The following is a 23369-nucleotide window of genomic DNA, read 5'->3' on the forward strand; positions in this document are numbered from 1 at the left end:
AAAAGTTAATCAGTTGGTTGCCGGGGCCAGATCGGCGTTGCCGTTCTGACGGAAAGTGATCAGGGTCACCAGCAGGGCGAGCACTGCCAGCGCGGCGGCTGCGAGCGGCACGCTGGTCAGGCCGTAGCCGTGCGCGATGACGGTGCCGCCGACCCAGGCGCCAAGGGCATTGCCGACGTTGAACGCGCCGATGTTCAGGGTCGAAACCAGGTTCGGTGCCGCTTTGCCGAAGGTCACCACGTTGACTTGCAGTGCCGGCACGGCGGCGAAACAGGCGGTGGCCCAGAGGAACAGGGTGATTTCTGTCGGGATCAGCGCGACGCTGGTCCAGGTCAGCACGGTGGAGACCACGGCCATGGCGATGAATACGCCGATCAGCGTGGCGGCCATGCCTTTGTCGGCCAGCTTGCCGCCGATGATGTTGCCGACCGTCAGGCCCAGGCCGATCAGCATCAGCGTCCAGGTCACGCCACGGGGCGACACGCCGGTGACTTCGCCGAGCAGCGGCGCCACGTAAGTGAACAGGGTGAACACCGAGGCGGCGAACAGCGCGGTCATGCTCAGCGACAGCCAGATACCGGCGCCTTTGAGGGCGGCGAGTTCGGCGCGCATGTCGAGTTTTTCCTCGTCACGTTTGGCCGGCAGGAAGCGGATCAGGCCGATCAGTGCGATCACACCGATGACGGTCACGGCCCAGAAGGTCGAACGCCAGCCGGCTTCCTGACCCAGTGCGGTGCCCAGCGGCACGCCGAGGACGTTGGCCAGGGTCAGGCCGGTGAACATCAGGGCCACGGCCGAAGCGCGTTTGTTCGCCGGCACCAGATTGGCCGCCACCACCGAACCGATACCGAAGAAGGCACCGTGGCACAGCGCAGTGATCACGCGGGCAAACATCAGCACGTTGTAGTCACTGGCGATGGCGCAAAGCAGGTTGCCGACAATAAAGATGCCCATCAACGCGACCAGTGCAGCCTTGCGTGGCAGTTTTGCCGTGGCCAGGGCCATGAACGGTGCACCCATGGCCACGCCGAGGGCGTAGCCGGTCACCAGCCAGCCGGCGCCGGGGATCGACACACCGAGGTCGGCCGCCACATCGGGCAGCAGGCCCATGATGACGAACTCGGTGGTGCCGATGGCGAAGGCGCTCAAGGCGAGTATGAGTAGCGAGAGGGGCATGCAGGTTTCCTTGTCGGCTGGCTGACGTTAAGGGTCAGAGCTCTTTACTGAGGGTGCTGAGGAACGCCTGGATCACGTCCTCGTTACGTTTGAAAAAGTGCCATTGACCGGCCTTCTGGCTGCTGATCAGACCGGCGCGTTGCAACGTTGCCAGGTGTGCCGAGACAGTCGATTGCGACAGGCCGCAGCGCTGATCGATCTGCCCGGCGCAGATGCCGTACTCGTGGTTGTGCAACTGTTCCGGGAACTCGCCTTTCGGGTCTTTCAGCCAATTGAGGATGTCTCGCCGTACTGGGTGCGCCAGGGCTTTTATTATTTCGTCGAGGTCAAGGTTCATGGCAGGGTGCTCGTGTGTGTACAACGCTATATCGCGATGAGGCGAACTTTAAATCGTTAATTCGCGATACACCAATATGATTTTGATCTGAACTCAGCATAAATCGGTATATCGGGTTATAACGATACATGGGGTGTTGATTGCAGGACGCAGTGCTAAGCTGCGCCCATGAACTATCTCGCACATTTGCACCTCGGTGGCCAGCGTCCCGGCCAATTACTCGGCAGCCTCTATGGCGACTTCGTCAAAGGCCGGCTGCAAGGGCAGTTCGCTCCGGAGGTCGAGGCGGCCATTCAACTGCATCGACGGATTGACGTATTTACCGATCGTCATCCGTTGGTGGACACCGCCCTCGGGCGCTTTAGCCAGACCCGCCGGCGTTATGCCGGGATCGTTCTCGATGTGTTTTTTGATCATTGCCTGGCGCGAGACTGGACGCTGTATGCCGATCAGCCGCTGGAGCACTTCACCGCAGATGTGTACCGGGTGCTGTCCCGTGAACCGCAATTGCCCGAGCGACTGGCGAAGATTGCCCCGCACATGGTCGCCAATGACTGGCTGGGTTCGTATCAGGAATTTGAAGTGCTGGAGCAGGTATTGCGCGGGATCTCGCGGCGGTTGACTCGGCCGGAAGAACTGGCGGGGGCGATGCAGGAATTGCGGCGGTTGTATGAGCCATTGAGCGAAGACTTCCGGTTGTTCTACCCGCAACTTCAGGACTTCGCCCAAAACCCGTCAATGACATAAAACCAATGTGGGAGCGAGCTTGCTCGCGAAGGCGTCGTGTCAGCCAACACCAACTTTGAATGACATACCGCTTTCGCGAGCAAGCTCGCTCCCACAGGGGAGAAGTGCGTTTTCAGGCGGCGATCAGCTCGCCGGCACGACGTGGTTCAGCGGGTTTCGCCACCTCACCAAACAACGCCTTCTGCACCGCCTGCTGCGCTTCAAACGCCAATGCCGCACGCTCACGACCCTGGCAGGCAATCGGCTTGAGCAGGTGCACTTCTACGTCACCGCAATCGTGGCTGAACAGGCGCATCAGATGCGAGAGCAAATCGTCGTCACCAATGAACGGCGCCAGCGCGTCGATTTCGCCATCGCGCAGATAACGGATCGCCACCGGTTGCAGCATCACTTGCGAATCAATCGCCGCCGACAACAGGCGCCCATGGAAGGTCCGCAGCGAGCGGCCGTCGGTGGTGGTGCCTTCCGGGAACATCAGCAGCGCATGATCGGTTTGCAGGTGACGGGTCATCTGCTTGCGGATCAACTGGCTGTCGCCCGAACCGCGACGGATGAACAGACTGCCGGCCTTGGCCGCCAGCCAGCCGGCCACCGGCCAGGTGCGCACTTCGGCCTTGGACAGAAACGACAGCGGCGTAAGCATACCGAGCAGGGGAATGTCGGTCCATGACACATGGTTGCTGACCCACAGCATCGGCTGCTTCGGCAGCTCGCCGTGCACGGTCACGCGAAAGGGCAGGGCATTGCTCAGACGCGCCATGAAAAAGCGCGACCAGCGCTGGCGACGCTCCATTGAATGCGCCAGGCCAATCCGTTCGAACACGCCAAAGACGCTGGCCATGGTCAAGCCCAGAGCCACCACCAGCAACACTCGCGCGATTCGCGCGTACACCCGCAGCCGGCTCATCACACAGCCGCCTTGAAGTGCTTGGCGTAGCGCGGACAGAGTTCGTCGCGCTTGAGCAGGATAAACACGTCTGCAACCTGGAAGTCTTCGTCCCAGCACGGCTCGCCGCAGATCTTCGCGCCCAGACGCATATAAGCCTTGAGCAGGGGCGGCATTTCGGCGATCACGTTGGACGGGATGTCCAGCGTTGGCAGCGGATTTTTCGGCTCGGCGCGCAGGTTTTCGGTGCACAGATAACGTTCGCGCAGGCGCTGCATGATCGCGTGGGCCTGAATGCCGCCGTCCTGCATCGGAATGCTCGCGCAACCCATCAAGTAGCTGTAACCGCCCTGATTCAACACTTCGGCCAATTCGCCCCACAACACCGCGATGGTGCCGCCGTTGCGGTACGCCGGGTCGACGCAGGTGCGGCCGATTTCCAGAATCGGGCCTTGCAGATGCGCCAGGCCATGCAGGCTGAATTCTTCTTCGCTGTAGAACTTGCCCAGGCTGCTGGCGGCGGTGTGATCGAGCAGGCGGGTGGTCGCGACCAAACGGCCGGTGTTCAAGTCACGCACACCGATGTGGCTGCAGTGAACATCATAGTCATCCATGTCCAGACCCAGTTCCGCGCCTTTCAGTTTGGCGTTGAACTCGCCGCTGAAAACGTTGAAACGCAAGGCCTGGGCTTGCTGCAGAGCCTCGGCGCCGATCAGGCGTTCGGCTTGCAGGCGGCGTTCATTGCCGGTGTCGCTGATGCGGGCGATCTGAGTCATTGTGAATCTCCGTACGGGCCTTTAACCCGTCGTGGGTTGCAGCCGATCGACTTTCTTTATGCAGCCGTGTTGTGCAAAGTCAGGCTATGTAGCCCCGGTGTCATCGCCATGAACGTTCGGTGATGCTTATATGACAGCCCTCAAGGAGCCTCTTATGCCCTGGCCCGCTCTGCTGCAAAACCGTGAACGGTTGCCCGCCGCCCCTGACCTTGCGGAGGGTTTTGCGACGTTGTTGCATCAACTGGGCAACGTCACACCGTTTGAATTGGCGGTGGCCGGCGCACGGCGGATGGCGACGCCGAGGCTGGCGTTTCTGATCGGTTATCAGGCGGCGCTGAGGATGTTGTGGCCGAGCGCGCCACTGAGCCTCGGTGCATTGTGTGCGACCGAACAGCGCAGCCTGCGCCCGGCAGACATGCAGACCCGGCTGACGGATTTGCGCCTGAACGGGCGCAAGGATTTCGTCACGGCCGGCGATGCTGCCGACTGGTTGTTGATCGCGGCACGCAGTGAGGAACCCGGTGAAACGCCGCGTCTGAGTCTGGCCGTGGTCTATCCCGGTGAACCCGGCGTGAGCGTGGAAAAACTGCCGGCGCTACCGTTGATGCCCGACATCAGTCATGGCCGTTTGCAGCTGGATGGTGCGTTGTGCGAGTTGCTCGCGGGTGATGGCTGGGATGCTTACGTCAAACCGTTTCGTACCCTTGAAGATGTCTATGTCCTGAGCGCGATGACCGCGTGGCTGTACGGCGTCGGCCAGGACAGCGACTGGCCGCAGACCCTGCAATTGCGCTTGCTGGCGCTGTTGGCCGGGTGTGCCGAAGCGAGTCGGCAGCCGCCGAACAATCCCGCCGGGCATGTGTTGCTGGGCGGGTTGTTTGCGCAGTTTGATGCGTTCAAACCCGAGATCGATCAGGCGTTGGCCGAGGGCAATCCGGAGTGGGCGCAGATGTGGCAGCGCGATCAGGGGGTGATGCAATTGGCGGCGGGGGCTCGGGCCAAGCGCTTGGCCAAGGCTTTGGCGGTGTCCTGACTGGCCCCATCGCTGGCAAGCCAGCTCCCACAGGTTTCACAGGTGTTCACAAAATTTGTATTCACGAAAGAACCCTGTGGGAGCTGGCTTGCCAGCGATGGCGATCTCATGGACAGCAAAATCTCAAATTTGTCATGAGCCCCGACTAATCTCAGCAGGTTATCCCCAAGAGCCCTCGTCATGTGCAAAGGCCTGTCGCTGTTTCTGCTGCTGATCTGCTTCACCGTTCAAGCCGAACCATGGCCCGGCGAACAATGGCCAATCGGCCCGAAGATCACCGGCCCGGCCGTCGAGGTCTTGGAGCGTTACGCCTTCCCGTCCCGCGATGACAGCACCCGCCAGGGCGTCCGCACCGATGCCTTGTTGATCGTCCGCGATGGCCAGATCATCTACGAACGCTACGCCGGCCCGACCACCGAACAAACCCCGCACCTGACCTGGTCGATCAGCAAAAGCCTGATGGCCACCGTCCTCGGCGTGGCGTACGGCGAAGGCCTGTTCAAACTCGAAAACCCGGCCGTGCAGTTTTACCCACCGCTGGAAAAACACCCGACGATCAAAATCGCCGACCTGCTGCACTGGGCCTCAGGCATCGACTGGCAGGAAGACTACGAGTACGCACCGCTGAAATCCTCGGTGGTGGCGATGCTCTACACCCGTGGTCATCAAGACATGGCGGCGTTCAGCGCCGATCACGCAGCCTATGCCGAACCGGGGCAGGCGTTCCGTTACTCCAGCGGCGACAGCAACCTGCTCGCCGCCGCCTTGAAAAACATCGTCGGCGCGCAACGTTATCCGGACTACCCGTGGACGGCGTTGTTCGAACCCCTGGATATCCGCCACGCCGTGTGGGAAACCGATGCCGCCGGCACGTTTGTCGCGTCGTCCTACGCTTATCTGACGGCGCGGGATCTGGCGCGGGTCGGTCTGTTGGTGGCCCGCGATGGACGCTGGAAGGATCGGCAATTGCTGCCCAAGGATTGGCTGGCCTTCAACCGTCAACCCTTCAGCGGTTACAAGGCCCATCAGGACGAAGCCGTTCCCGGCGGGCAATGGTGGCTCAATCGCCCGGCCGATGGCGCCGCCTCGCCGTGGCCCGACGCCCCTCCCGACACCTTCGCCGCCCTCGGCCACTGGGGCCAGGCGCTGTACGTGATTCCCAGTGAAAAACTGGTGATCGTGCGCTATGGCGATGATCGTGATGGCAGTTACCGCCACAACGAATTGCTCAAACGTGTGTTGAAGGCGGTGCAGCCATGAAGCGCTTGTTGCTGGTGCTGCTGATCGCGTTGCTTGGGTGGATCGGCTACGAGCGTGAAAATCTATGGGCGTTCCCGGACATCATCAGCGCCTACACCGCCAAGGAATATTGTTCGTGCCGTTATGTGATGAACAACGACGTCGGGTATTGCCGTGGCTATGTGAAACAGTGGCTGCCGACCCGCCACTTTAGCGATGACGCCGCCAGCAAAACCATCACTGTCAGCGGCCTGGGTCGCAGCAACAGCGCCCGCTGGCAGGGCGAGCGCCAGGGCTGTCGCCTCGATCCCTGAAACCCTCGATCCGCCAGACAGTAGATAACCCTGTGGGAGCTGGCTTGCCAGCGATGACGGTGTTTCAGTCAACAGAGATAGAGCCTGCCCTGGCGCTATCGCTGGCAAGCCAGCTCCCACAGGGATTTTCACCAATCGTTAGATTTGCTGCGATCAGTTTGCAATAACTGCGTGGGCGGTTAAGGTTCGTGCAGGTTTATTGCCCCCACGAGTCTTCAATGTTCAACCGCCCCCTCATTGCAACCGTGTCCAGCCTGTTGCTGGCTGCCGCCGCGTTGCCGGCGCAGGCCAATTGGTACCTGGATGGCGAGTCGTCGCGGCTCTCGTTCGTCAGCACGAAAAACGCCAGCGTCTCCGAAGTGCAGCGCTTTCTGGTGTTGCACGGCAAGGTCGATCCGGATGGCCGCGCCGAAGTCGAAGTCGAGCTGGACTCGATCAACAGCGGCGTCCCGCTGCGTGATGAACGCATGCGCAAAGAGTTGTTCCAGATCGAGCAATTCCCCGAAGCGACCATCACCACCCGGATCGACCTGCGGCCGATCAACGATCTGGCCCCCGGCGCGCAGCTGGAGTTGCGCTTGCCGGTGACCGTCAACCTGCACGGCAAACAACACGAATATCCCGCCGAACTGCTGGCAACGCGTCTCGATGACCGCCGGTTTCAAGTGGTCACGCTGGAGCCCTTGGTGATCAACGCCGAGGATTTCGATCTGGCGCCGGGGCTGGAGTCCTTGCGCAAACTGGCCGACCTGTCAGCCATCAGTCTGTCAGTGCCGGTGGGTGCGGTGCTGATCTTCACGGCGCGCTGACATGCGCGGTGGGGTGTTTCCGTGGCGTGACGGCAACCGGTTCGAGTTGTTGATCGACGGCCCGCAATTTTTCCCGCGCATGCTCGAGCAGATTGCCGGCGCTCAGGAGCAGATCGAGCTTGAGTTGTATCTGGTCGAGGCTGGCGCCTGTGCCGAAACCATCGTGCAAGCCCTGGTGCTGGCGGCCGAGCGCGGGGTGCGCGTGCGGTGCCTGTTCGATGATTACGGCAGCCTCGCGTTTACCCTGCATCTGCGTCAGCGCCTGATCCAGGCCGGCGTCGAGCTGCGTTTCTACAATCGCCTGAACTGGCGGCGCTGGGTCGGCAATTTCTACCGCGATCATCGCAAGCTGTTGTTGGTTGATCAGCGTCTGGCAGTGGTGGGGGGGACCGGTGTCACCGATGAATTCTGGACGCCGGGCCACGCCACCAGTGAATGGCATGAGGTGATGGTGGAAATCAGCGGCCCGCTGGTGATTGACTGGCAATTACTGTTCGACCGCCAATGGATCGCCAACCGCTATCGCCGCGCCTGGCGACCGGCCGCGCATTTCGGTCTGCCGCGTTTGCCACGAGTACCGGACAAGGGCGAGGGCATGGGCCGCGTAGCGTATGCCGACGCCCGCCAGCATCGCGACATTCTGCAATCACTGTTCCGCGCCTTGAACAGCGGACAGCAACGCATCTGGATGGCCACGCCGTACTTCCTGCCCACCTGGAAAATTCGCCGCTCCCTGCGCAAAGCGGCCGCGCGTGGCGTCGATGTGCGCCTGCTGCTGACCGGCCCGCGCACCGATCACCCCTCGGTGCGCTACGCCGGGCATCGTTACTACCCGCGACTGCTCAAGGCCGGGGTGCAGATCTTTGAATACCAGCCGTGCTTTCTGCATTTGAAAATGGTGCTGGTGGACGATTGGGTGAGCATCGGCTCATGCAACTTCGATCACTGGAATTTACGCTTCAATCTGGAGGCGAACCTGGAAGCGCTGGATCCGTCGTTGACGGCAGCAGTGCAGGCGAGTTTCGTGAAGGACTTCGGGCTGAGCCAACAGGTGAGTCTGGAAGAATGGCAGCGCCGACCGTTGTGGCGGCGGGTGAAGCAGCGGGTGTGGGGATGGGTGGATCGGGTGGTGGTCAATATCCTCGATAGACGCGGCTAGTTGCAACACCCCAAAACACTGTGGGAGCTGGCAAGCCAGCTCCCACAGGTTTTTTGTGTAGCTTCCGTTCTTACAGCAATTCAAAGCTCTGCTGCGTCACGTCCTGGGAATCCAGGCCGATCTGCACGTTGAACTTGCCAGGCTCGGCCGCGTATTTGAGCTGGGCGTTGTAGAACTTCAGGTCATCCTCGGTGATGGTGAAGTGCACGACTTTCTGTTCGCCGGCCTTGAGCATGATTTTCTGGAAGTTCTTCAGTTCTTTCACCGGGCGGATCATCGAGCCGGTGACGTCCTGAATGTACAGCTGCACCACGGTTTCGCCGTCACGTTTGCCGGTGTTCTTCAGCGTGACGCTGGCGTCGAGCTTGCCGGTGGCGTTCAGGGTTGTCGACGACAGCGCCATGTCGCTCAGGGCGAAGCTGGTGTAGCTCAGGCCATAACCGAACGGGAACAGCGGACCAGTGGTGTCATCGAAATACTGCGAGGTGTAGTTGCCCGGTTTGCCCGGCGTGAATGGCCGGCCAATGCTCAGGTGGTTGTAATAGGTCGGAATCTGGCCCACGGAGCGCGGGAAGGTCACCGGCAGTTTGCCCGACGGGTTGTAGTCGCCGAACAGCACGTCAGCGATGGCGTTGCCGCCCTCGGTGCCACTGAACCAGGTTTCCAGAATCGCGTCAGCCGACTGGTTCTCTTCGAGGATGGTCAGCGGCCGGCCGTTCATCAATACCAGCACCAGCGGCTTGCCGGTGGCTTTCAGTGCGCGGATCAGCTCGCGCTGGTTCTGCGGGATGTTCAGGTCGGTACGGCTCGAGGATTCGTGGGACATGCCACGGGACTCGCCCACCGCTGCGACGATCACGTCAGCGTCCTTGGCGGCTTTCACCGCTTCGTCGATCAGTACGTTGGCCGGACGCGGGTCATCGACCACTTCCGGCGCGTCGAAGTTGAGGAAGTTCAGGTAGTCCAGGACCTTCTTGTCGCTGGTGATGTTGGCGCCACGGGCGTAGATCAGGTTCGCCTTGTCGCCGATCACCGAACTCATGCCGTCGAACAGGGTCACCGACTGCGCAGGGCGCCCGGCGGCAGCCCAACTGCCCATCATGTCGATCGGCGCCTTGGCCAGCGGGCCGACCAGGGCGACTTTCGCGTCTTTCTTCAGCGGCAGGGTGTCGTTCTGGTTCTTCAGCAGCACCAGACTGCGGCGCGCCACGTCACGGGCCTCGGCGCGGTGCAGGCGGCTGTCGGCGTAGGTGTCGGCCGGATCATCTTCAGCCTTGCCGATGCGCAGGTACGGGTCTTTGAACAGGCCCATGTCGTACTTGGCGGCGAGCACTTCGCGCACCGCGTTGTCGATGTCTTTCTGTTCGATGTCGCCAGACTTGAGCAGCCCCGGCAGCTCTTTGCCGTACAGGGTGTCGTTCATGCTCATGTCGATGCCGGCCTTGATCGCCAGCTTCGCCGCTTCACGACCGTCGCGTGCCACGCCGTGCTTGATCAGTTCGAAGATCGCGCCGTGGTCGCTGACCGCCAGGCCCTTGAAGCCCCAGTCCTTGCGCAGCAGGTCGTTCATCAGCCAGGTGTTGGCCGTGGCCGGGATGCCGTTGATCGAGTTCAGCGCCACCATCACGCCGCCAGCGCCGGCATCAATCGCGGCGCGGTACGGTGGCAGGTAGTCCTGGTACATCTTTACCGGGCTCATGTCGACGGTGTTGTAGTCGCGACCACCCTCGACCGCACCGTACAGGGCGAAGTGCTTGACGCTGGCCATGATGCTGTCGGCGGCGCTCGGGGTGTCGCCCTGATAGGCCTTGACCATGACTTTGGCGATGCGCGAGGTCAGGTAAGTGTCTTCACCGAAACCTTCGGAGCTGCGGCCCCAACGTGGGTCACGGGAGATATCGACCATCGGCGCGAAGGTGATGTCGAGGCTGTCGGACGCGGCTTCCCTGGCGGCAACGCGCCCGGACTGGCCGATGGCGTCCATGTCCCAGCTCGAGGCGAGGGCCAGTGGAATGGGGAAAATCGTACGGTGACCGTGGATCACGTCGTACGCAAAAAACATCGGAATCTTCAGGCGACTGCGCATCGCCGCGTCCTGCATCGGACGGTTTTCCGGGCGGGTGATCGAGTTGAACGTGCCGCCGATGTTGCCGGCGGCGATCTCTTTGCGGATCAGCTCGCGAGGCATTTCCGGGCCGATGCTGATCAGGCGCAACTGGCCGATCTTCTCGTCGAGGGTCATTTGCTTCATCAGGTTGCTGATGAACGCGTCCTTGTTTTCCAGGGGTACCGGGGTCGTGGCGGCCAATACTTGATGACTGGCCAGGCTGACGAACAGACCCAGCAAACACAGCTTCTTCATGAATGTTTTTCTCTAGGGCCCAAACGGCAATGCAATGCCGGCCAGCCAAAATTTAGGGAGCGACTATTGTTGTTCGGGTGCAGGCTCGAAAAGTCAGAGCCGGAAAACGGCAGCCGACGGTTGGCAGCGTGAGCGCGCAGGGCACTTTTTAGCCCATTGGCCCGTCGCAATCCAGTGGCGCGGCCGATTATGCCCCAACAGCCGGCGAGAATGTTTCGCGCTCGGTTTTAAATGAAATGTGCCAGGGAGCATCATTTTGATGAATGTCAGTCCGATCTACCGTTCGCGTTTGCAGGTTGTCACGTTACTGATATTGGCAACGCTGCTGACTGCGTGCGGCATCAACAATATTCCAACCCTCGACGAACAGGCCAAGGCCGCCTGGGGCCAGGTGCAGAACCAGTATCAGCGTCGCGCGGACCTGATTCCCAACCTGGTGGAAACCGTGAAGGGTTACGCCAAGCATGAAGAGGCAACCCTGACAGCGGTCGTCGAAGCCCGGGCCAAGGCGACGTCGATCCAGGTCGATGCCAGCACCCTCGACAATCCTGAGAAACTCAAGCAGTACCAGCAGGCGCAGGATCAACTGAGCGGCGCGTTGAGTCGCTTGATGGTGGTCTCCGAGCGTTATCCGGACCTGAAAGCCAACCAGAACTTCCTCGCCTTGCAATCGCAGCTCGAAGGCACGGAAAACCGTATTGCCGTGGCGCGGCGCGATTTCATTCTGGCGGTGCAGAAGTACAACACCGAGATCCGCACGTTTCCCGGTCGCCTCTGGCACAGCGTGATGTACAGCGATCTGCCGATTCGCGAAACCTTCGAAGCCACGACCCCCGGTGCGGAAAAGGCCCCGGAAGTGAAGTTCTGACCCGAGGTTATTCATGCGTGTGTTGAAGATAGGCCTGGTGCTGATCCTGTGGCTGTTCGCCGTCAGCGCCCGGGCCGAGTTGACGTTCCCGGCGCTGAGCGGACGCGTGGTCGACGAAGCGCAAATGATCGAGCCGTCGGTGCGTGCGCAACTGAGCCAGCAATTGCAGGCGCACGAGCAGACGACCGGCGAGCAACTGGTGGTGGTCACGGTGCCGGACCTGCAAGGCACCACCATCGAGGATTACGGCGTGCAACTGGGCCGGCACTGGGGCATCGGCCAGAAGGACAAGAACAACGGCGCGCTGCTGATCGTCGCCCGGGACGAGCGCAAGCTGCGCATCGAAGTCGGTTACGGGCTGGAGGATCGCCTGACTGACGCCCAGACATCGGTGATCATCCACCAGGTCATCACTCCGGCGTTCAAGGCCGGCAATTTCAGCAAGGGCATCAGCGACGGCGTGGCGGCGATGCTGGTGGTGCTCGGCGGTAATCCGCTGGACGAGCCGTCGACGGTGTATGAGTCGAGCGGTGATCCGCAAAACGATTTTGTCTCGCGCCATCCGCTGTTGTTCGTTTTTCTGGTGATGTTGTTCATCCTGACGGTGTTTGTCTGCCAGATGCTCGGTATCCTTCCCGCCGGCCGTGGCGGCTCCGGTGGCGGGGGCGGCTTCGGCGGCGGTGGATTTGGTGGCGGCGGCGGAGGCGGGGGCTTCAGCGGCGGCGGGGGCAGTTTCGGCGGCGGCGGTTCGTCCGGCGGCTGGTGACATTAAAAGAATAATGAGCAGGCACTTTCGACATGGCATTACTGACTGAACACGAACAGCGCAAAGTCGCCGAGGCGATCGCCCGGGTCGAACGCGACACTGACGCCGAACTGGTGACGGTGCTGGCAGCCCGCGCCGACGACTATGCGTACATCCCGTTGCTGTGGGCCAGTCTGCTGGCGTTGCTGGTGCCAGGCATCGTCCACTACCTGACGGGCTGGTTGACCATGCGCAGTCTGTTACTGGTGCAGTGGGGGCTGTTCATTGTCCTGTGCCTGCTGTTTCGCCTGCCGAAAGTCACCACTCACCTGGTCCCGCGCCGCGTGCGCCACTGGCGTGCATCGAACCTGGCGCGGCGGCAATTTCTCGAACAGAACCTGCACCACACCGTCGGCAGCACCGGCATGCTGATCTTTGTCTGCGAGGCCGAGCGTTACGTGGAGATTCTGGTGGACGAGGGCATTTCCCGGCGGCTGGACAACAAGAGCTGGGATTTGATTGTTGCGGCGTTTACCGAGCAGGTCAGGCAAGGGCGCACGCTGGAGGGGTTTGTCACCTGTATCGAAGCGTGTGGGGAATTGCTGAAAGTGCATGTGCCGGTGACGCAGGTGAGGAATGAGTTGCCGAATCGGTTGATTGTGCTGGGGTGAGACAAACCCTCACCCCAGCCCTCTCCCGGAGGGAGAGGGCGCCGACCGAGGTGTCTTGCGCTCGACATCGACCTGAAAAACCGTGTCGATTATGGATTCAAGGCAAATCGTTCAAGTCGGTGTATCTCGTCAATATCCCCCAATCAGTCCCCTCTACCTCTGGGAGAGGGCTAGGGTGAGGGCCGTTTTAACCAACCGTTCGGCAAATAAGAGCGTGTCCCCAACCCCCATCCCCCCTAAAATACCCGCCATTCCCGATTTCGCCCGTCCGAGGCCGCTTTTTCATGTCCGTTACCGCCCCATCCATCAAGCCTGCGCCCGATCACCACGCCCAGTTCATCGAACTGCTGCAAACCAGCCTCGAGCAGAACGGCTTCATCAAACTGGTGCTGGCCAAGTACGTCGGAGAAGAGGCGGATCTGCAGCGGATCATCATCAAAGCGGTGACGGTCAAGGCCCAGCCGAACCTGTCGTTCGTCTATCGCTACAAGACCCGTGACATCACCAAGAATCTGGCGCTGAGCGAAGGCGTGGCGGTGATTGCCGAGCTGCTGCCGGCCGCGTTCAAAAATGCGCATTTGCTGACCGTGACCGACGAAGCCCAGCTCGAATACAGCAAAAAGGGCAAGTCTTCGCTGTTCAAGAGCAAACCTCAGCAATTGCGTGAAGCGCCGTCCGCCGAGCACAACCGCGAGAAAAACCGTTTTCTGGAGCTCAGTCGACCGTTCCTCAAGGACCTCGGCGTGACCAACGCGCAACACGAGCTGATCCCGGCCATGTCGCGCAAGTGGAAGCAAATCAATAAGTTCATCGAAGTGTTCAGCCACGCCCTGACCTCGTCACCGCTGGCGCTGGACAAACCGGTGCGGGTCGCGGATTTCGGTTCGGGCAAGGGTTACCTGACGTTTGCCATCCATGATTACCTGCGCAACACGCTCAAGGCCGAAGGCGAAGTCACCGGCGTCGAATTGCGCGAGGAAATGGTCAACCTGTGCAACGCCGCCGCCGCGAAGCTGGAACACCCGGGGCTGGTGTTCAAGTGCGGTGACGTGCGCAGCGTGGCGCCGAGCGAGCTGGACGTGATGATCGCCCTGCATGCCTGCGACATCGCCACCGATTACGCGATCCATACCGGCATCCGCTCGGGTGCCTCGATCATCATGTGCTCGCCGTGCTGCCACAAGCAGATTCGTCTGCAGATCCAGAGCCCGGCACTGCTCAAACCGATGCTGCAATACGGTCTGCACCTCGGCCAGCAGGCGGAAATGGTCACTGACAGCTTGCGCGCGCTGTTCCTCGAAGCCTGTGGTTACGAGACCAAGGTGTTCGAGTTCATCTCGCTGGAACACACCAACAAGAACAAGATGATTCTGGCGGTGAAACGCGCCGAGCCGCTGGACCCGGCTCAGCTGTTGGTGAAGATTCAGGCGTTGAAAGATTTCTACAACATCAGCGAGCACTGCCTGGAAACCCTGCTGCGCGCAGACGGTTACCTGGCCTGACCTGGATCCTGTGGAAGCAAGCCTGCTCGCGACATCATTGTGACGGTCAGTCGGCCTTCGCGAGCACGCTCGCTCCCACATGGGGTTTGATGACGGTCTTGCGACCGAGCATCACCGTCGCAATTACCCCGCAGGCAAATACCCAGGTGATCGGCTCCACATGTTCGCCAAAGAACAACGCCGAAAACGCGATGGTGAAGAAGATCTGCAGCAACTGGATCTGACTGACCCGCGCAATCCCGCCCATCGCCAGCCCGGCGTACCAGGCGAAGAACCCGAGAAACTGCGAGAACAGCGCGACGTAGCCAAAAGCCCACCAGGTCCTGGCCGACACTGCGCCGTGATGTTGCAGCGCCAGGTACAGCACCGGCCCGATCAGCAGCGGCGTCGACAGCACCAGCGCCCAGCAGATCACCTGCCAGCCGCCCATCTCCTTCGCCAGGCGGCCACCCTCGGCATACCCCAGGCCACCCACGGCAATTGCGCCGAGCATCAACAGGTCCCCGGCCTGAATGCTGCCGGCACCGGTGTACAACGCGTAACCGAGCACCAGCGCACTGCCCAGCGCGGCGCAGGCCCAGAAGGCTTTCGACGGCCGTTCATGGGACAGCCACGCCGCATACAGCGCCACGCACAGCGGCTGCAAGCCATTGACCAGTGCGCCGTGGGACGCCGGCAAGGTCTGCATGGCCCACGCCGACAACACCGGGAAGCCGAGGATCACCCCGGCGATCACCAGGCTCAGGCCTTTGATCTGCTGCCAGGTCGGCCATTTTTCCCGGCGCCACAACAACAGCAATGCTGCCGGGATTGCCGCGAACAGCGCCCGCCCCAGGCCATTGAGCAATGGATGCAGTTCCTGCACCACGATCCGGGTGAAGGGCAGGGTGAGGCTGAAAATCACAACCCCGAGCAGGCCGAGGGCCATGCCGGTGTTTTCGCGCGAAGACATAGGAAGACCGAAATTGAGGGTGGCAGGGAACGAGCCTCATAAAGCCATAAACCGTGGACTTCTGGCTGTTACAGCTAGGCACAGACTTAGGCGTACAGTTCGAGTTTGCCATCGCTGGCAAGCCAGCTCCCACAGTGTCCGAGTTGAGCGCCAAATGGGTGATCGACACAGAACCTGTGGGAGCTGGCTTGCCAGCGATGAAGTCAACTCGGTAGTAGCCGGTTGTTACCCGCCCGAACGGATAAGGTCTACCTTGAATACTCCCAGGCATTTCCCAGAGGAGTCCTCCCCATGGCCGCGAAAAAAATTCTGATGCTGGTCGGCGATTACGTCGAAGACTACGAAGTGATGGTGCCGTTCCAGGCCCTGCAAATGGTCGGGCATACCGTGCACGCCGTGTGCCCGGACAAAGCCGCCGGCAAGACCGTGCGCACCGCGATCCATGACTTCGAAGGCGATCAGACCTACAGCGAGAAACCCGGTCACCTGTTCGCCCTCAACTTCGACTTTGCCAAGGTCGCCGAAGCCGACTACGACGCCCTGCTGATCCCCGGCGGTCGTGCGCCGGAATACCTGCGCCTGAACGAAAAAGTCCTCGAACTGGTGCGTGCCTTCGACAAGGCCGGCAAGCCGATTGCGGCGGTCTGCCACGGTGCGCAACTGCTGGCGGCGGCGGGCGTTCTCGAAGGGCGCGAGTGCAGCGCCTATCCGGCCTGTGCCCCGGAAGTGCGCCTGGCCGGTGGTACGTACATCGACATCCCGGTGACGGACGGCCACGTTCAAGGCAATCTGGCCACTGCACCGGCCTGGCCGGCGCATCCGAACTGGCTGGCCGGTTTCCTCGGCTTGCTTGGCACCAAAATCACCCTGTAACGAGGATTCGTCCATGTGCGAGCTCTACGTCAAGGCCGATCCGATTCTCTACGAATCCCGCTCGCGCTCGCTGCGCATCTGCGGCGTGGTGACGACGCTGCGCCTGGAAAACCAGTTCTGGGACATCCTCAGCGAAATCGCCGAAGTTGACGGCATGACCACCAATCAACTGATCGCCAAGCTGTATGAAGAGGTGATGGACTATCGCGCCGAAGTGGTGAATTTCGCCTCGTTCCTGCGGGTGAGTTGTACGCGGTATCTGAGTCAGCGGCGGGTGAGTGCGCCGGAGTTGTCGGTGGTGCGGGCGCTGGTGAAATAGCCCTGACCGAGTTGACCCCATCGCGGGCAAACCCCCACAGTTTTCTCTGGTGCTCACAAATTTTGTGTTCGCTGAAGAACCTTGTGGGAGCGAGCTTGCTCGCGAAGGCGCCGCTTCAGGCGACAGAAGTCTGAGGCTGGTCTTTACTTCGAAGCGCGAAACCTCTCAACCGCCAAGGAGAATCGAGCATGTCCGGATGGTACGAAGTGAGCAAAAGCAGCAACGGTCAGTTCAGGTTTGTGCTGAAGGCCGCCAACGCCGAAACCATTCTCACCAGCGAGCTCTACACCACCCGTGCGGCCGCCGATAACGGCATTGCTGCGGTGCAGGCCAACAGTCCGCTGGACGAGCGCTACGAGAAAAAGACCACCAGGGATGGCCATCCGTACTTCAACCTCAAGGCTGCCAACCATCAGATCATTGGCAGCAGCGAGTCGTACACCAATGACGCTGCGTGCGCCAAAGGCATCGCCAGCGTCAAGGCCAACGGGCCGAGCAAAACGGTCAAGGACAAGACCTTGCCGGTGCTCTGAATTCCCTCTCAAATTTCACACAGCTCCTGTGGGCGGGCTTGCCCGCGATGAGGGCCTATCATTCAGCATTGATGTTGACTGATACACCGCTATCGCTGGCAAGCCAGCTCCCACAGGTAATTGTGTGTGTGATCAACGCAGGGTCTCGAGGATTGCTTGCAGCTGACCTCGCCCAGCCTCGCTCAACGCAAACACTGGCAAGCGCGGATCGCCAACCTCCAGCCCTGTCTCGCGCAACCCGGCCTTGATCGTCGCCGGTAAACCACCCTTCAAGATGAAGTCCAGCAGCGGCAACTGGCGGTAGAACAACTCGCGCGCCCGTTCCAGATCACCGGCCAGCGACGCCGCGTATAAATCCAGATTGAGCTGGGGGATCAGGTTCGGTGCGGCGGTGCACCAGCCCTTGGCCCCAGCGGCAAACGCTTCCAGCGCCAGCGGATTGCAGCCGTTGTAGAAGGGCACCTGAGCGTCGCCGAGCAGTTGCAGCTTGTGCATGCGCTGGATGTCGCCGGTGCTCTCCTTGACCATGGTCACGTTTTCCACCTCGTTGACGATGCGCAGAATCAGTTCCACCGACATGTCGGTGCCGCTGGTGGCCGGGTTGTTGTAGAGCATGATCGGCACGCCGATGCTGTCGCCGATGGCGCGGTAGTGCGCAAGGATTTCCGCTTCGCTGAGCTTCCAGTACGAGGCTGGCAGCACCATCACCACGTCGGCGCCGTGGGCTTCGGCGAAGCGTGCACGGCGTATGGCTTTGGCGGTGGTCAGGTCGGACACGCTGACGATGGTCGGCAGCCGTTTGGCCACGTGTTTGATGCTGAACTCGGCTACCTGATCCCACTCGGCGTCGCTCAGGTAGGCGCCTTCGCCGGTGCTGCCCAGCGGGGCGATGGCGTGGACGCCGCTGTCGATCAGGCGATTGATAGACTGGCCGAGCGCCGGCAGGTCGAGGCCTTCACCGTTGGCGCCGAACGGGGTGATGGTGTAGCCGATGATGCCGTGAATGTTGGACATGATGAGTCTCCGGAAAAAGCTGAAATCAGTTCAGGCAATCGGCGTGCTGGCGCAGGTTCTGCCGGGCGTAATAGTTGAAAGCGGCGGCGTGGCGTTTGGGTTTCGACACCCAGTCATGGGCCTCGCGGCCCAGCGCCGGAATGATCGGTTTGATGGTGCCGGCCGCCATCGCCAGCAGTTGCAGCCTGGCGGCGCGTTCGATCAGTTGGGCGATGACACAGGCTTCTTCGATCGTGGTGCCGGTCGACAACTGGCCGTGGTGCGAAAGCAGAATCGCGCGCTTGTCGCCCAGCGCGCCGGCAATCAGCTCACCTTCTTCATTGCCCACCGGCACGCCCGGCCAGCCTTCGAGAAACGCGCAGTCGTCGTACAGCGGGCACAGGTCCATGTGGGAAATCTGCAGCGGCACTTCCAGCATCGACAGCGCGGCAATGTGCGCCGGGTGGGTATGGATGATGCAGTTCACGTCTGGCCGGGCGCGGTACACCCAGCTGTGGAAACGGTTGGCCGGGTTGGCCATGCCGTGCCCTTCGAGGACTTCCAGGTCTTCATTGACCAGCAACAAATTGCTCGCGGTGATTTCATCGAACCCCAGGCCCAGTTGCTGAGTGTAATAGGTGCCGGGCTGTGGGCCACGGGCGGTGATTTGTCCGGCCAGACCGGAGTCGTGGCCATTCTCGAATAGAATCCGGCAGGTCAGTGCCAGCTTTTGCCGGTCAGTCCACGTATTATCCGCCAGGCTTTTTTGCATCTGGGTCAGCGCTTGCTTGACCAGTTGTTCTTTGGGTAGTGCTAATGTCTTGGCCATGTGTGTGTCCTTTGGGTGAGAGCAAATGACACTAAAGAGGCTATATGACACAAAGTGTCATTGGCAAGCATAAATCGTCGCTTCCTTGCTGGAATAACCGCTGCGCATGTCTATCCGTTTGAAATTATTGAGAAAAAAACTTGGGGTGACGCTTGAGGCGCTGGCCGAAAAATCCGGCATGACCAAGAGTTACCTGTCGAAAGTCGAGCGCGGGTTGAACACGCCGTCGATCGCTGCCGCGTTGAAACTGGCGAAAGCGCTGAACGTGAAGGTCGAGGAATTGTTCTCCGAGGACAGCGTCAGCCTCGACAGCTACAGCCTGGTGCGCAGCCACGAACGCCAGTCCCTCGCGGCCAACGATCAGAGCCCCGGGTATGCGGTGCTGGCGCATCAGGTCAGCGAACGCAACCTGCTGCCGTTCATCATTTACCCGGCGAAGGAATTCACCGACAAGACCTTCAAGGAGCATGTGGGCGAGGAGTTTCTGTTCGTCCACGAAGGGCAGGTGGAAGTCGATTTCATGAACGAGAAGGTGCTGCTCGAGCGTGGCGATGCGCTGCACTTCAATGCACAGAAGCCACACCGGATCCGCTCGGTGGGTGAGGTGCAGGCGCAGTTGCTGGTGGTGGTGCACAGCACCGAAGAATGAGTTGATTGGGCTAAAGCTATTGCGAGCTGGCTCACTCCTACAGTTGAAATGCGATCCCCTGTAGGAGTGAGCCTGCTCGCGATGGCGTCGGTAGCCTCGCCACTAAACTTCGACTGGCACCGACAGTTTCGGGCTGCCGAGTGCATGGCTCTTGGCATCAAAAAAACGCAACTCAACGCCCGTGCCCTCGAACACCTTCGCGTAATGCCGCTTCTGATGCTGAATGAACGCCGCACTGCGCGGATAAATCGAGATCGCCACGGTCTTCGGTTTCGCCAACCGCAAGGCGCGCACGATGTGGGCGTCCTGTTCACCCAGGGCATGGCCAAAGATGCACAGACTGTCGCCATGCCCCAGCAACTGCTCATGGCAGAACGACAGATAATCCGAACTGCGGATGGTCTTGAGCTTGTCCGCGCTCGGCCCTTCGTTGACGAACAGCGGCACGTCGTCCAGCGTCTTGATCGTGTTGTTGATCGCAAAACTGCCGAGCAGGGTGCCTTCGGTCGAGGTCAGTTTGCGCGCAGTGCCGTCCTGATTACGCACCAGGTGCAGACCGCCGTGCAGGTACAGCAGGCGCGGCTTTTCACTGCTGCTTTCGCTCAGGTCGAAACTGGCATCGGGGCCGTTGAACAGGTCGTCTATGGCCTCATTGTTGTGTTGCAGCGCCCAGTAATTGAGCAAGTCGTAGTTGGTGGTGAACACCGTGCGATAGCGCGCCAGTTCTTCGTTGAGCGTCGCCAGGGTTGAGGCCTGCACCAGCCGCCACGGAATGTGTACCGCGTGCACGGTATTGATCAGCGCTTCCTTGATCGCGTAGTAGCGGTTGCGCGGTGCCGCCGAACTGACGGCCAGCGCCTTGTTCACCCGGCTGGTGGTTTTCAGCGCGCCGAGTACCTGCTCGAAGCTGCGCGTCTGCATCGCGTCGAACACGCTCAGTTCCGACGGGCTCAGCGGTTTCTCTTCCACGCTGCGGGCGTTTTCGAACAGCGAGTCGTAGCCGAAGTCGTCCCACACCGCGCGGCTGGCACCGTTGCCCACCAGCAAGCCTGTGAAGTCGGTGGTGGCGCGCAGGGCGTTCCAGTCTTCGAGGGTCGCGTCGACATCCAGAAAATCGCTCATTGCTTGGCACATCTCAAAACTTAGGGGCTGATGGGCGGCGACTTTATCACGAGCGGGCATTGAGCCAGATCAACATCGGCCGTGACCGATCGGTCGATCCTGTGCACATCCGCCGTATCGGAGCAGTCGATTCGGCCTCAGTCAGGAGACGCGCATGAGCAGCACATTTTTCATTCCGGCCGTAAACATCATGGGCAACGGATGCCTCGACGAGGCCATGATTGCGATTCGCAATTACGGTTTCCGCAAGGCGCTGATCGTCACTGACGCGGGGCTGGCCAAGGCCGGTGTGGCGACGATGGTCGCCGAAAAACTGGCGATGCAGGACATCGACTCGGTGATCTTCGACGGCGCCAAACCGAACCCGAGCATCGCTAACGTCGAGTCCGGGCTGGCGCTGCTCAAGGAAAGTCGCTGCGATTTCGTTGTATCGCTGGGCGGCGGTTCGCCGCACGACTGCGCCAAGGGCATCGCCCTGTGTGCGACCAACGGCGGGCAGATCCGCGACTACGAAGGCGTCGACCAATCGAGCAAGCCGCAACTGCCGCTGATCGCCATCAACACCACCGCCGGCACGGCCAGTGAGATGACCCGCTTTTGCATCATCACTGACGAATCGCGTCACGTGAAAATGGCCATCGTCGACCGTAACGTCACACCGCTGCTGTCGGTCAACGACCCTGAACTGATGGTCGCCATGCCCAAAGGCCTGACCGCCGCCACCGGCATGGACGCCTTGACCCACGCCATCGAAGCCTACGTGTCGACCGCCGCCAACCCGATCACCGACGCCTGCGCGCTGAAGGCCATGACCCTGATCAGCAACAATCTGCGCCTGGCCGTGCGCGACGGCAGTGACCTCGCCGCGCGGGAGAACATGGCGTATGCACAGTTCCTTGCCGGCATGGCCTTCAACAATGCGTCCCTCGGCTATGTGCACGCGATGGCGCATCAATTGGGCGGTTTCTACGACTTGCCTCACGGTGTGTGCAACGCCGTGCTGCTGCCCCACGTGCAGACGTTCAATGCGCTGGTGTGTGCCGATCGTCTGACCGATGTTGCCCATGCCATGGGCGCGGACATTCGCGGCTTCAGCCCGGAGGAGGGGGCGCAAGCGGCGATCAACGCGATCCGTTGCCTGGCCAGAGATGTCGATATTCCAGGTGGCCTGCGTGAGCTCGGCGCCAAACTCAACGACATTCCGGTGCTTGCCACCAATGCCTTGAAAGACGCATGTGGCCTGACCAACCCGCGGGCGGCGGATCAGCGGCAGATCGAGGAAATTTTCCGCAACGCGTTTTGAGTCGGTGGCGTGCCGATCTAGATGAGCTGACCTGACTGCCCCCTTCGCGAGCAAGCCCGCACCCACATTGGATTTGTGTTGTTTGCAAATCCCCTGGAGAGCGGACTTGCTCGTGAAGACGGCCTCGCCAACACCACAAAATCAAGGATTCTCACATCGGCCAACAGCCACCACATTCCTCTCGCCCCCGCCAATCTGAATCAACACCCCCTCCAGTGCAGCAACGTCTCCAACACGTGTGGCACGCGTGCGTGAGAGCGAGCGGCGGGCATGGATCGTGGTGCCGTCGCCGTTGGAGATATCGCCGTTCACGTTCGTGCTGACGTGGCACAAGCGTTGAACGGCTTGAATCGCAGGATTGAGGAGGGGATAGTGCGCGGCTGAAACATTATCAAGGAGCGGGAAGTGCCAGTGAAGTCTGGATGGATCGGCTGCTTAGCGCTGTGTGGAGGGTTGATCACGGAAGCTGCGTTGGCGGAATGTCTGCCTCCGCAGCAAGGGGATGTTGCAGGGTATTCGGTCTGTAAGGAATGGCCGGCGTATCCAGGCCAGACCCTGAACGCCGCGACGAAGCTTGAGTCGGATGGCACCGCCGGAAATGACGATACCAGCGGGACTTACGATCTTGTGGTCTCGATCAGGTCGAGTACAGATAACGAGATGCTGGCCGATTACTACAAGCGATCTGCTTTTGTCTCCGATGCCATTGCCTTGCAGGGGCTGGAACTCGACACGGCGCGCTACAAACTCAGCCCTGAGCTTCGGGCGTTTGGTGTGCGGGTCAGTTTCAAAGGTTCTTCGCGCGTCAATCCTATGGATGAAACGTGGCTGACCCTCTATGTCAAAGAGGGCAGGCATCTGCGCCCGGTGCTGGATCGGTTGGTGGTTTACGGTTTCAGTGGTGAGTGGGACGGCAACTGCGCCGGCGAGCGTGCAACCACGGTTCGCACCCTCGAAATGGCTAAAACCAGCTCTCACGGCTATGCCGACCTCATCGTCAAGTCCGTCACAACGGGCGTGGCTGGCGAGGGAACCGCCGAAACCTGCGAGCTGAAAACGACGACCAACAAGCCGGTGCTGACCACGCTTCGCTATGACGGCAAGGCTTACGTCATACCTGCAGATTTCAAGGGCATCTGACGCGCCCGCAACCCCTCTCTTTTCAAGGAAGA

Annotated in this window: 25 protein-coding genes; 16 read left to right on the top strand and 9 right to left on the bottom strand. The window is 60.9% G+C overall.

Features of this window, described 5'->3' with window-relative positions; translation table 11 throughout:
- Positions 1-9: 9 nt before the first annotated feature.
- Both ACXX9E_RS12120 and ACXX9E_RS12125 read right to left on the bottom strand, forming a co-directional pair.
- Positions 10-1176: an MFS transporter gene (locus tag ACXX9E_RS12120; RefSeq protein ID WP_458555465.1), complete on the bottom strand. Its 1167-nt coding sequence runs from the start codon at positions 1174-1176 to the stop codon at positions 10-12.
- A gap of 34 nt (positions 1177-1210) precedes the next feature.
- Positions 1211-1513, bottom strand: coding sequence for an ArsR/SmtB family transcription factor (locus tag ACXX9E_RS12125; RefSeq protein WP_016771327.1), 303 nt, complete (start codon positions 1511-1513; stop codon positions 1211-1213).
- Between the two features lie 168 nt (positions 1514-1681).
- Here ACXX9E_RS12125 and ACXX9E_RS12130 point away from each other — a divergent pair, with 168 nt between their 5' ends.
- Complete coding sequence (locus ACXX9E_RS12130) at positions 1682-2260, top strand: acyl carrier protein phosphodiesterase (protein ID WP_458555466.1); 579 nt, start codon at positions 1682-1684, stop codon at positions 2258-2260.
- A gap of 112 nt (positions 2261-2372) precedes the next feature.
- On the opposite strand, the gene ACXX9E_RS12135 is transcribed toward ACXX9E_RS12130, so the two are convergent.
- Entirely contained in the window at positions 2373-3167 is a 795-nt protein-coding gene (locus ACXX9E_RS12135) for a lysophospholipid acyltransferase family protein (RefSeq protein ID WP_123465356.1), read from the bottom strand.
- A complete protein-coding gene (gene olsB, locus ACXX9E_RS12140) occupies positions 3167-3922 on the bottom strand; it encodes an L-ornithine N(alpha)-acyltransferase (RefSeq protein ID WP_016982801.1) in 756 nt (251 codons plus the stop codon). The genes ACXX9E_RS12135 and olsB overlap by 1 nt, the downstream gene beginning before the upstream one ends.
- A gap of 154 nt (positions 3923-4076) precedes the next feature.
- Between olsB and ACXX9E_RS12145 the strand changes: the two genes are divergently transcribed.
- From ACXX9E_RS12145 to ACXX9E_RS12165, 5 genes are all read left to right on the top strand, one after another.
- Positions 4077-4955 carry an acyl-CoA dehydrogenase family protein gene (locus ACXX9E_RS12145; protein WP_458555467.1) on the top strand — a complete coding sequence of 293 codons (879 nt, stop codon included), beginning with the start codon at positions 4077-4079 and terminating at the stop codon, positions 4953-4955.
- Positions 4956-5135: 180 nt separating this feature from the next.
- Positions 5136-6215 (top strand): serine hydrolase domain-containing protein, encoded by a 1080-nt coding sequence (locus tag ACXX9E_RS12150; protein ID WP_458555468.1) that lies wholly within the window; start codon positions 5136-5138, stop codon positions 6213-6215.
- Positions 6212-6508 carry an amidase gene (locus ACXX9E_RS12155; RefSeq protein ID WP_429541328.1) on the top strand — a complete coding sequence of 99 codons (297 nt, stop codon included), beginning with the start codon at positions 6212-6214 and terminating at the stop codon, positions 6506-6508. The genes ACXX9E_RS12150 and ACXX9E_RS12155 overlap by 4 nt, the downstream gene beginning before the upstream one ends.
- A 218-nt stretch (positions 6509-6726) precedes the next feature.
- A complete protein-coding gene (locus tag ACXX9E_RS12160; RefSeq protein WP_458555469.1) occupies positions 6727-7317 on the top strand; it encodes a YceI family protein in 591 nt (196 codons plus the stop codon).
- A 1-nt stretch (position 7318) separates the two neighbouring features.
- A complete protein-coding gene (locus ACXX9E_RS12165) occupies positions 7319-8476 on the top strand; it encodes a phospholipase D-like domain-containing protein (protein WP_267804440.1) in 1158 nt (385 codons plus the stop codon).
- 70 nt (positions 8477-8546) lie between these two features.
- On the opposite strand, the gene bglX is transcribed toward ACXX9E_RS12165, so the two are convergent.
- Positions 8547-10838 carry a beta-glucosidase BglX gene (gene bglX, locus ACXX9E_RS12170; protein WP_186744519.1) on the bottom strand — a complete coding sequence of 764 codons (2292 nt, stop codon included), beginning with the start codon at positions 10836-10838 and terminating at the stop codon, positions 8547-8549.
- A gap of 259 nt (positions 10839-11097) precedes the next feature.
- Between bglX and ACXX9E_RS12175 the strand changes: the two genes are divergently transcribed.
- The 4 genes from ACXX9E_RS12175 to ACXX9E_RS12190 all read left to right on the top strand — a co-directional run bounded on the left by ACXX9E_RS12175 (position 11098) and on the right by ACXX9E_RS12190 (position 14624).
- The gene (locus ACXX9E_RS12175) at positions 11098-11706 is read left to right on the top strand and encodes a LemA family protein (RefSeq protein ID WP_128616228.1); all 609 of its coding nucleotides are present in this window, start codon (positions 11098-11100) and stop codon (positions 11704-11706) included.
- A 13-nt stretch (positions 11707-11719) separates the two neighbouring features.
- Positions 11720-12472: a TPM domain-containing protein gene (locus tag ACXX9E_RS12180; RefSeq protein WP_186744521.1), complete on the top strand. Its 753-nt coding sequence runs from the start codon at positions 11720-11722 to the stop codon at positions 12470-12472.
- 32 nt (positions 12473-12504) lie between these two features.
- Positions 12505-13122, top strand: a complete 618-nt coding sequence (locus ACXX9E_RS12185) for a TPM domain-containing protein (protein ID WP_186744524.1) — start codon at positions 12505-12507, stop codon at positions 13120-13122.
- A gap of 284 nt (positions 13123-13406) precedes the next feature.
- Positions 13407-14624, top strand: coding sequence for a class I SAM-dependent methyltransferase (locus tag ACXX9E_RS12190; RefSeq protein WP_222833505.1), 1218 nt, complete (start codon positions 13407-13409; stop codon positions 14622-14624).
- A 46-nt stretch (positions 14625-14670) separates the two neighbouring features.
- Here the strand turns inward: ACXX9E_RS12190 and ACXX9E_RS12195 are convergent, their stop codons facing one another.
- Positions 14671-15576, bottom strand: a complete 906-nt coding sequence (locus tag ACXX9E_RS12195) for a DMT family transporter (protein ID WP_222833504.1) — start codon at positions 15574-15576, stop codon at positions 14671-14673.
- A gap of 291 nt (positions 15577-15867) precedes the next feature.
- On the opposite strand from ACXX9E_RS12195, the gene ACXX9E_RS12200 reads away from it, so the two are divergent.
- The 3 genes from ACXX9E_RS12200 (at position 15868) to ACXX9E_RS12210 (ending at position 17301) form a co-directional block, all read left to right on the top strand.
- Positions 15868-16449 (top strand): DJ-1/PfpI family protein, encoded by a 582-nt coding sequence (locus tag ACXX9E_RS12200; protein ID WP_123465380.1) that lies wholly within the window; start codon positions 15868-15870, stop codon positions 16447-16449.
- A 13-nt stretch (positions 16450-16462) separates the two neighbouring features.
- Positions 16463-16768 carry a ribbon-helix-helix domain-containing protein gene (locus tag ACXX9E_RS12205; protein ID WP_458555470.1) on the top strand — a complete coding sequence of 102 codons (306 nt, stop codon included), beginning with the start codon at positions 16463-16465 and terminating at the stop codon, positions 16766-16768.
- Positions 16769-16956: 188 nt separating this feature from the next.
- Entirely contained in the window at positions 16957-17301 is a 345-nt protein-coding gene (locus ACXX9E_RS12210; protein ID WP_123465384.1) for a YegP family protein, read from the top strand.
- 132 nt (positions 17302-17433) lie between these two features.
- Here ACXX9E_RS12210 and ACXX9E_RS12215 read toward each other — a convergent pair whose 3' ends face one another.
- Positions 17434-18318: a dihydrodipicolinate synthase family protein gene (locus ACXX9E_RS12215; protein ID WP_185015796.1), complete on the bottom strand. Its 885-nt coding sequence runs from the start codon at positions 18316-18318 to the stop codon at positions 17434-17436.
- Between the two features lie 22 nt (positions 18319-18340).
- The gene (locus ACXX9E_RS12220; RefSeq protein ID WP_128615973.1) at positions 18341-19123 is read right to left on the bottom strand and encodes an aldolase; all 783 of its coding nucleotides are present in this window, start codon (positions 19121-19123) and stop codon (positions 18341-18343) included.
- 106 nt (positions 19124-19229) lie between these two features.
- Between ACXX9E_RS12220 and ACXX9E_RS12225 the strand changes: the two genes are divergently transcribed.
- Positions 19230-19772 (top strand): helix-turn-helix domain-containing protein, encoded by a 543-nt coding sequence (locus ACXX9E_RS12225; RefSeq protein ID WP_186744534.1) that lies wholly within the window; start codon positions 19230-19232, stop codon positions 19770-19772.
- Positions 19773-19874: 102 nt separating this feature from the next.
- Here the strand turns inward: ACXX9E_RS12225 and ACXX9E_RS12230 are convergent, their stop codons facing one another.
- Entirely contained in the window at positions 19875-20894 is a 1020-nt protein-coding gene (locus ACXX9E_RS12230; protein ID WP_447807637.1) for a DUF4917 family protein, read from the bottom strand.
- A gap of 154 nt (positions 20895-21048) precedes the next feature.
- Between ACXX9E_RS12230 and yiaY the strand changes: the two genes are divergently transcribed.
- Both yiaY and ACXX9E_RS12240 read left to right on the top strand, forming a co-directional pair.
- Complete coding sequence (gene yiaY / locus ACXX9E_RS12235; RefSeq protein WP_123465394.1) at positions 21049-22197, top strand: L-threonine dehydrogenase; 1149 nt, start codon at positions 21049-21051, stop codon at positions 22195-22197.
- Between the two features lie 405 nt (positions 22198-22602).
- The gene (locus ACXX9E_RS12240) at positions 22603-23337 is read left to right on the top strand and encodes a PA3715 family protein (RefSeq protein ID WP_186744538.1); all 735 of its coding nucleotides are present in this window, start codon (positions 22603-22605) and stop codon (positions 23335-23337) included.
- Positions 23338-23369 lie beyond the last annotated feature (32 nt).

This window comes from Pseudomonas sp. GNP014, from assembly GCF_054344005.1.

Coding starts and splice junctions, on each gene's coding strand:
- ACXX9E_RS12145 (WP_458555467.1), top strand. CDS start 4,077: ATGCCCTGGCCCGCTCTGCTGCAAAACCGTGAACGGTTGCCCGCCGCC.
- ACXX9E_RS12195 (WP_222833504.1), bottom strand. CDS start 15,576: ATGTCTTCGCGCGAAAACACCGGCATGGCCCTCGGCCTGCTCGGGGTT.
- ACXX9E_RS12225 (WP_186744534.1), top strand. CDS start 19,230: ATGTCTATCCGTTTGAAATTATTGAGAAAAAAACTTGGGGTGACGCTT.
- ACXX9E_RS12230 (WP_447807637.1), bottom strand. CDS start 20,894: ATGAGCGATTTTCTGGATGTCGACGCGACCCTCGAAGACTGGAACGCC.
- ACXX9E_RS12160 (WP_458555469.1), top strand. CDS start 6,727: ATGTTCAACCGCCCCCTCATTGCAACCGTGTCCAGCCTGTTGCTGGCT.
- ACXX9E_RS12185 (WP_186744524.1), top strand. CDS start 12,505: ATGGCATTACTGACTGAACACGAACAGCGCAAAGTCGCCGAGGCGATC.
- ACXX9E_RS12150 (WP_458555468.1), top strand. CDS start 5,136: ATGTGCAAAGGCCTGTCGCTGTTTCTGCTGCTGATCTGCTTCACCGTT.
- yiaY (WP_123465394.1), top strand. CDS start 21,049: ATGAGCAGCACATTTTTCATTCCGGCCGTAAACATCATGGGCAACGGA.
- ACXX9E_RS12125 (WP_016771327.1), bottom strand. CDS start 1,513: ATGAACCTTGACCTCGACGAAATAATAAAAGCCCTGGCGCACCCAGTA.
- ACXX9E_RS12120 (WP_458555465.1), bottom strand. CDS start 1,176: ATGCCCCTCTCGCTACTCATACTCGCCTTGAGCGCCTTCGCCATCGGC.
- ACXX9E_RS12135 (WP_123465356.1), bottom strand. CDS start 3,167: ATGAGCCGGCTGCGGGTGTACGCGCGAATCGCGCGAGTGTTGCTGGTG.
- bglX (WP_186744519.1), bottom strand. CDS start 10,838: ATGAAGAAGCTGTGTTTGCTGGGTCTGTTCGTCAGCCTGGCCAGTCAT.
- ACXX9E_RS12155 (WP_429541328.1), top strand. CDS start 6,212: ATGAAGCGCTTGTTGCTGGTGCTGCTGATCGCGTTGCTTGGGTGGATC.
- ACXX9E_RS12190 (WP_222833505.1), top strand. CDS start 13,407: ATGTCCGTTACCGCCCCATCCATCAAGCCTGCGCCCGATCACCACGCC.
- ACXX9E_RS12200 (WP_123465380.1), top strand. CDS start 15,868: ATGGCCGCGAAAAAAATTCTGATGCTGGTCGGCGATTACGTCGAAGAC.
- olsB (WP_016982801.1), bottom strand. CDS start 3,922: ATGACTCAGATCGCCCGCATCAGCGACACCGGCAATGAACGCCGCCTG.
- ACXX9E_RS12130 (WP_458555466.1), top strand. CDS start 1,682: ATGAACTATCTCGCACATTTGCACCTCGGTGGCCAGCGTCCCGGCCAA.
- ACXX9E_RS12165 (WP_267804440.1), top strand. CDS start 7,319: ATGCGCGGTGGGGTGTTTCCGTGGCGTGACGGCAACCGGTTCGAGTTG.
- ACXX9E_RS12175 (WP_128616228.1), top strand. CDS start 11,098: ATGAATGTCAGTCCGATCTACCGTTCGCGTTTGCAGGTTGTCACGTTA.
- ACXX9E_RS12220 (WP_128615973.1), bottom strand. CDS start 19,123: ATGGCCAAGACATTAGCACTACCCAAAGAACAACTGGTCAAGCAAGCG.
- ACXX9E_RS12205 (WP_458555470.1), top strand. CDS start 16,463: ATGTGCGAGCTCTACGTCAAGGCCGATCCGATTCTCTACGAATCCCGC.
- ACXX9E_RS12180 (WP_186744521.1), top strand. CDS start 11,720: ATGCGTGTGTTGAAGATAGGCCTGGTGCTGATCCTGTGGCTGTTCGCC.
- ACXX9E_RS12210 (WP_123465384.1), top strand. CDS start 16,957: ATGTCCGGATGGTACGAAGTGAGCAAAAGCAGCAACGGTCAGTTCAGG.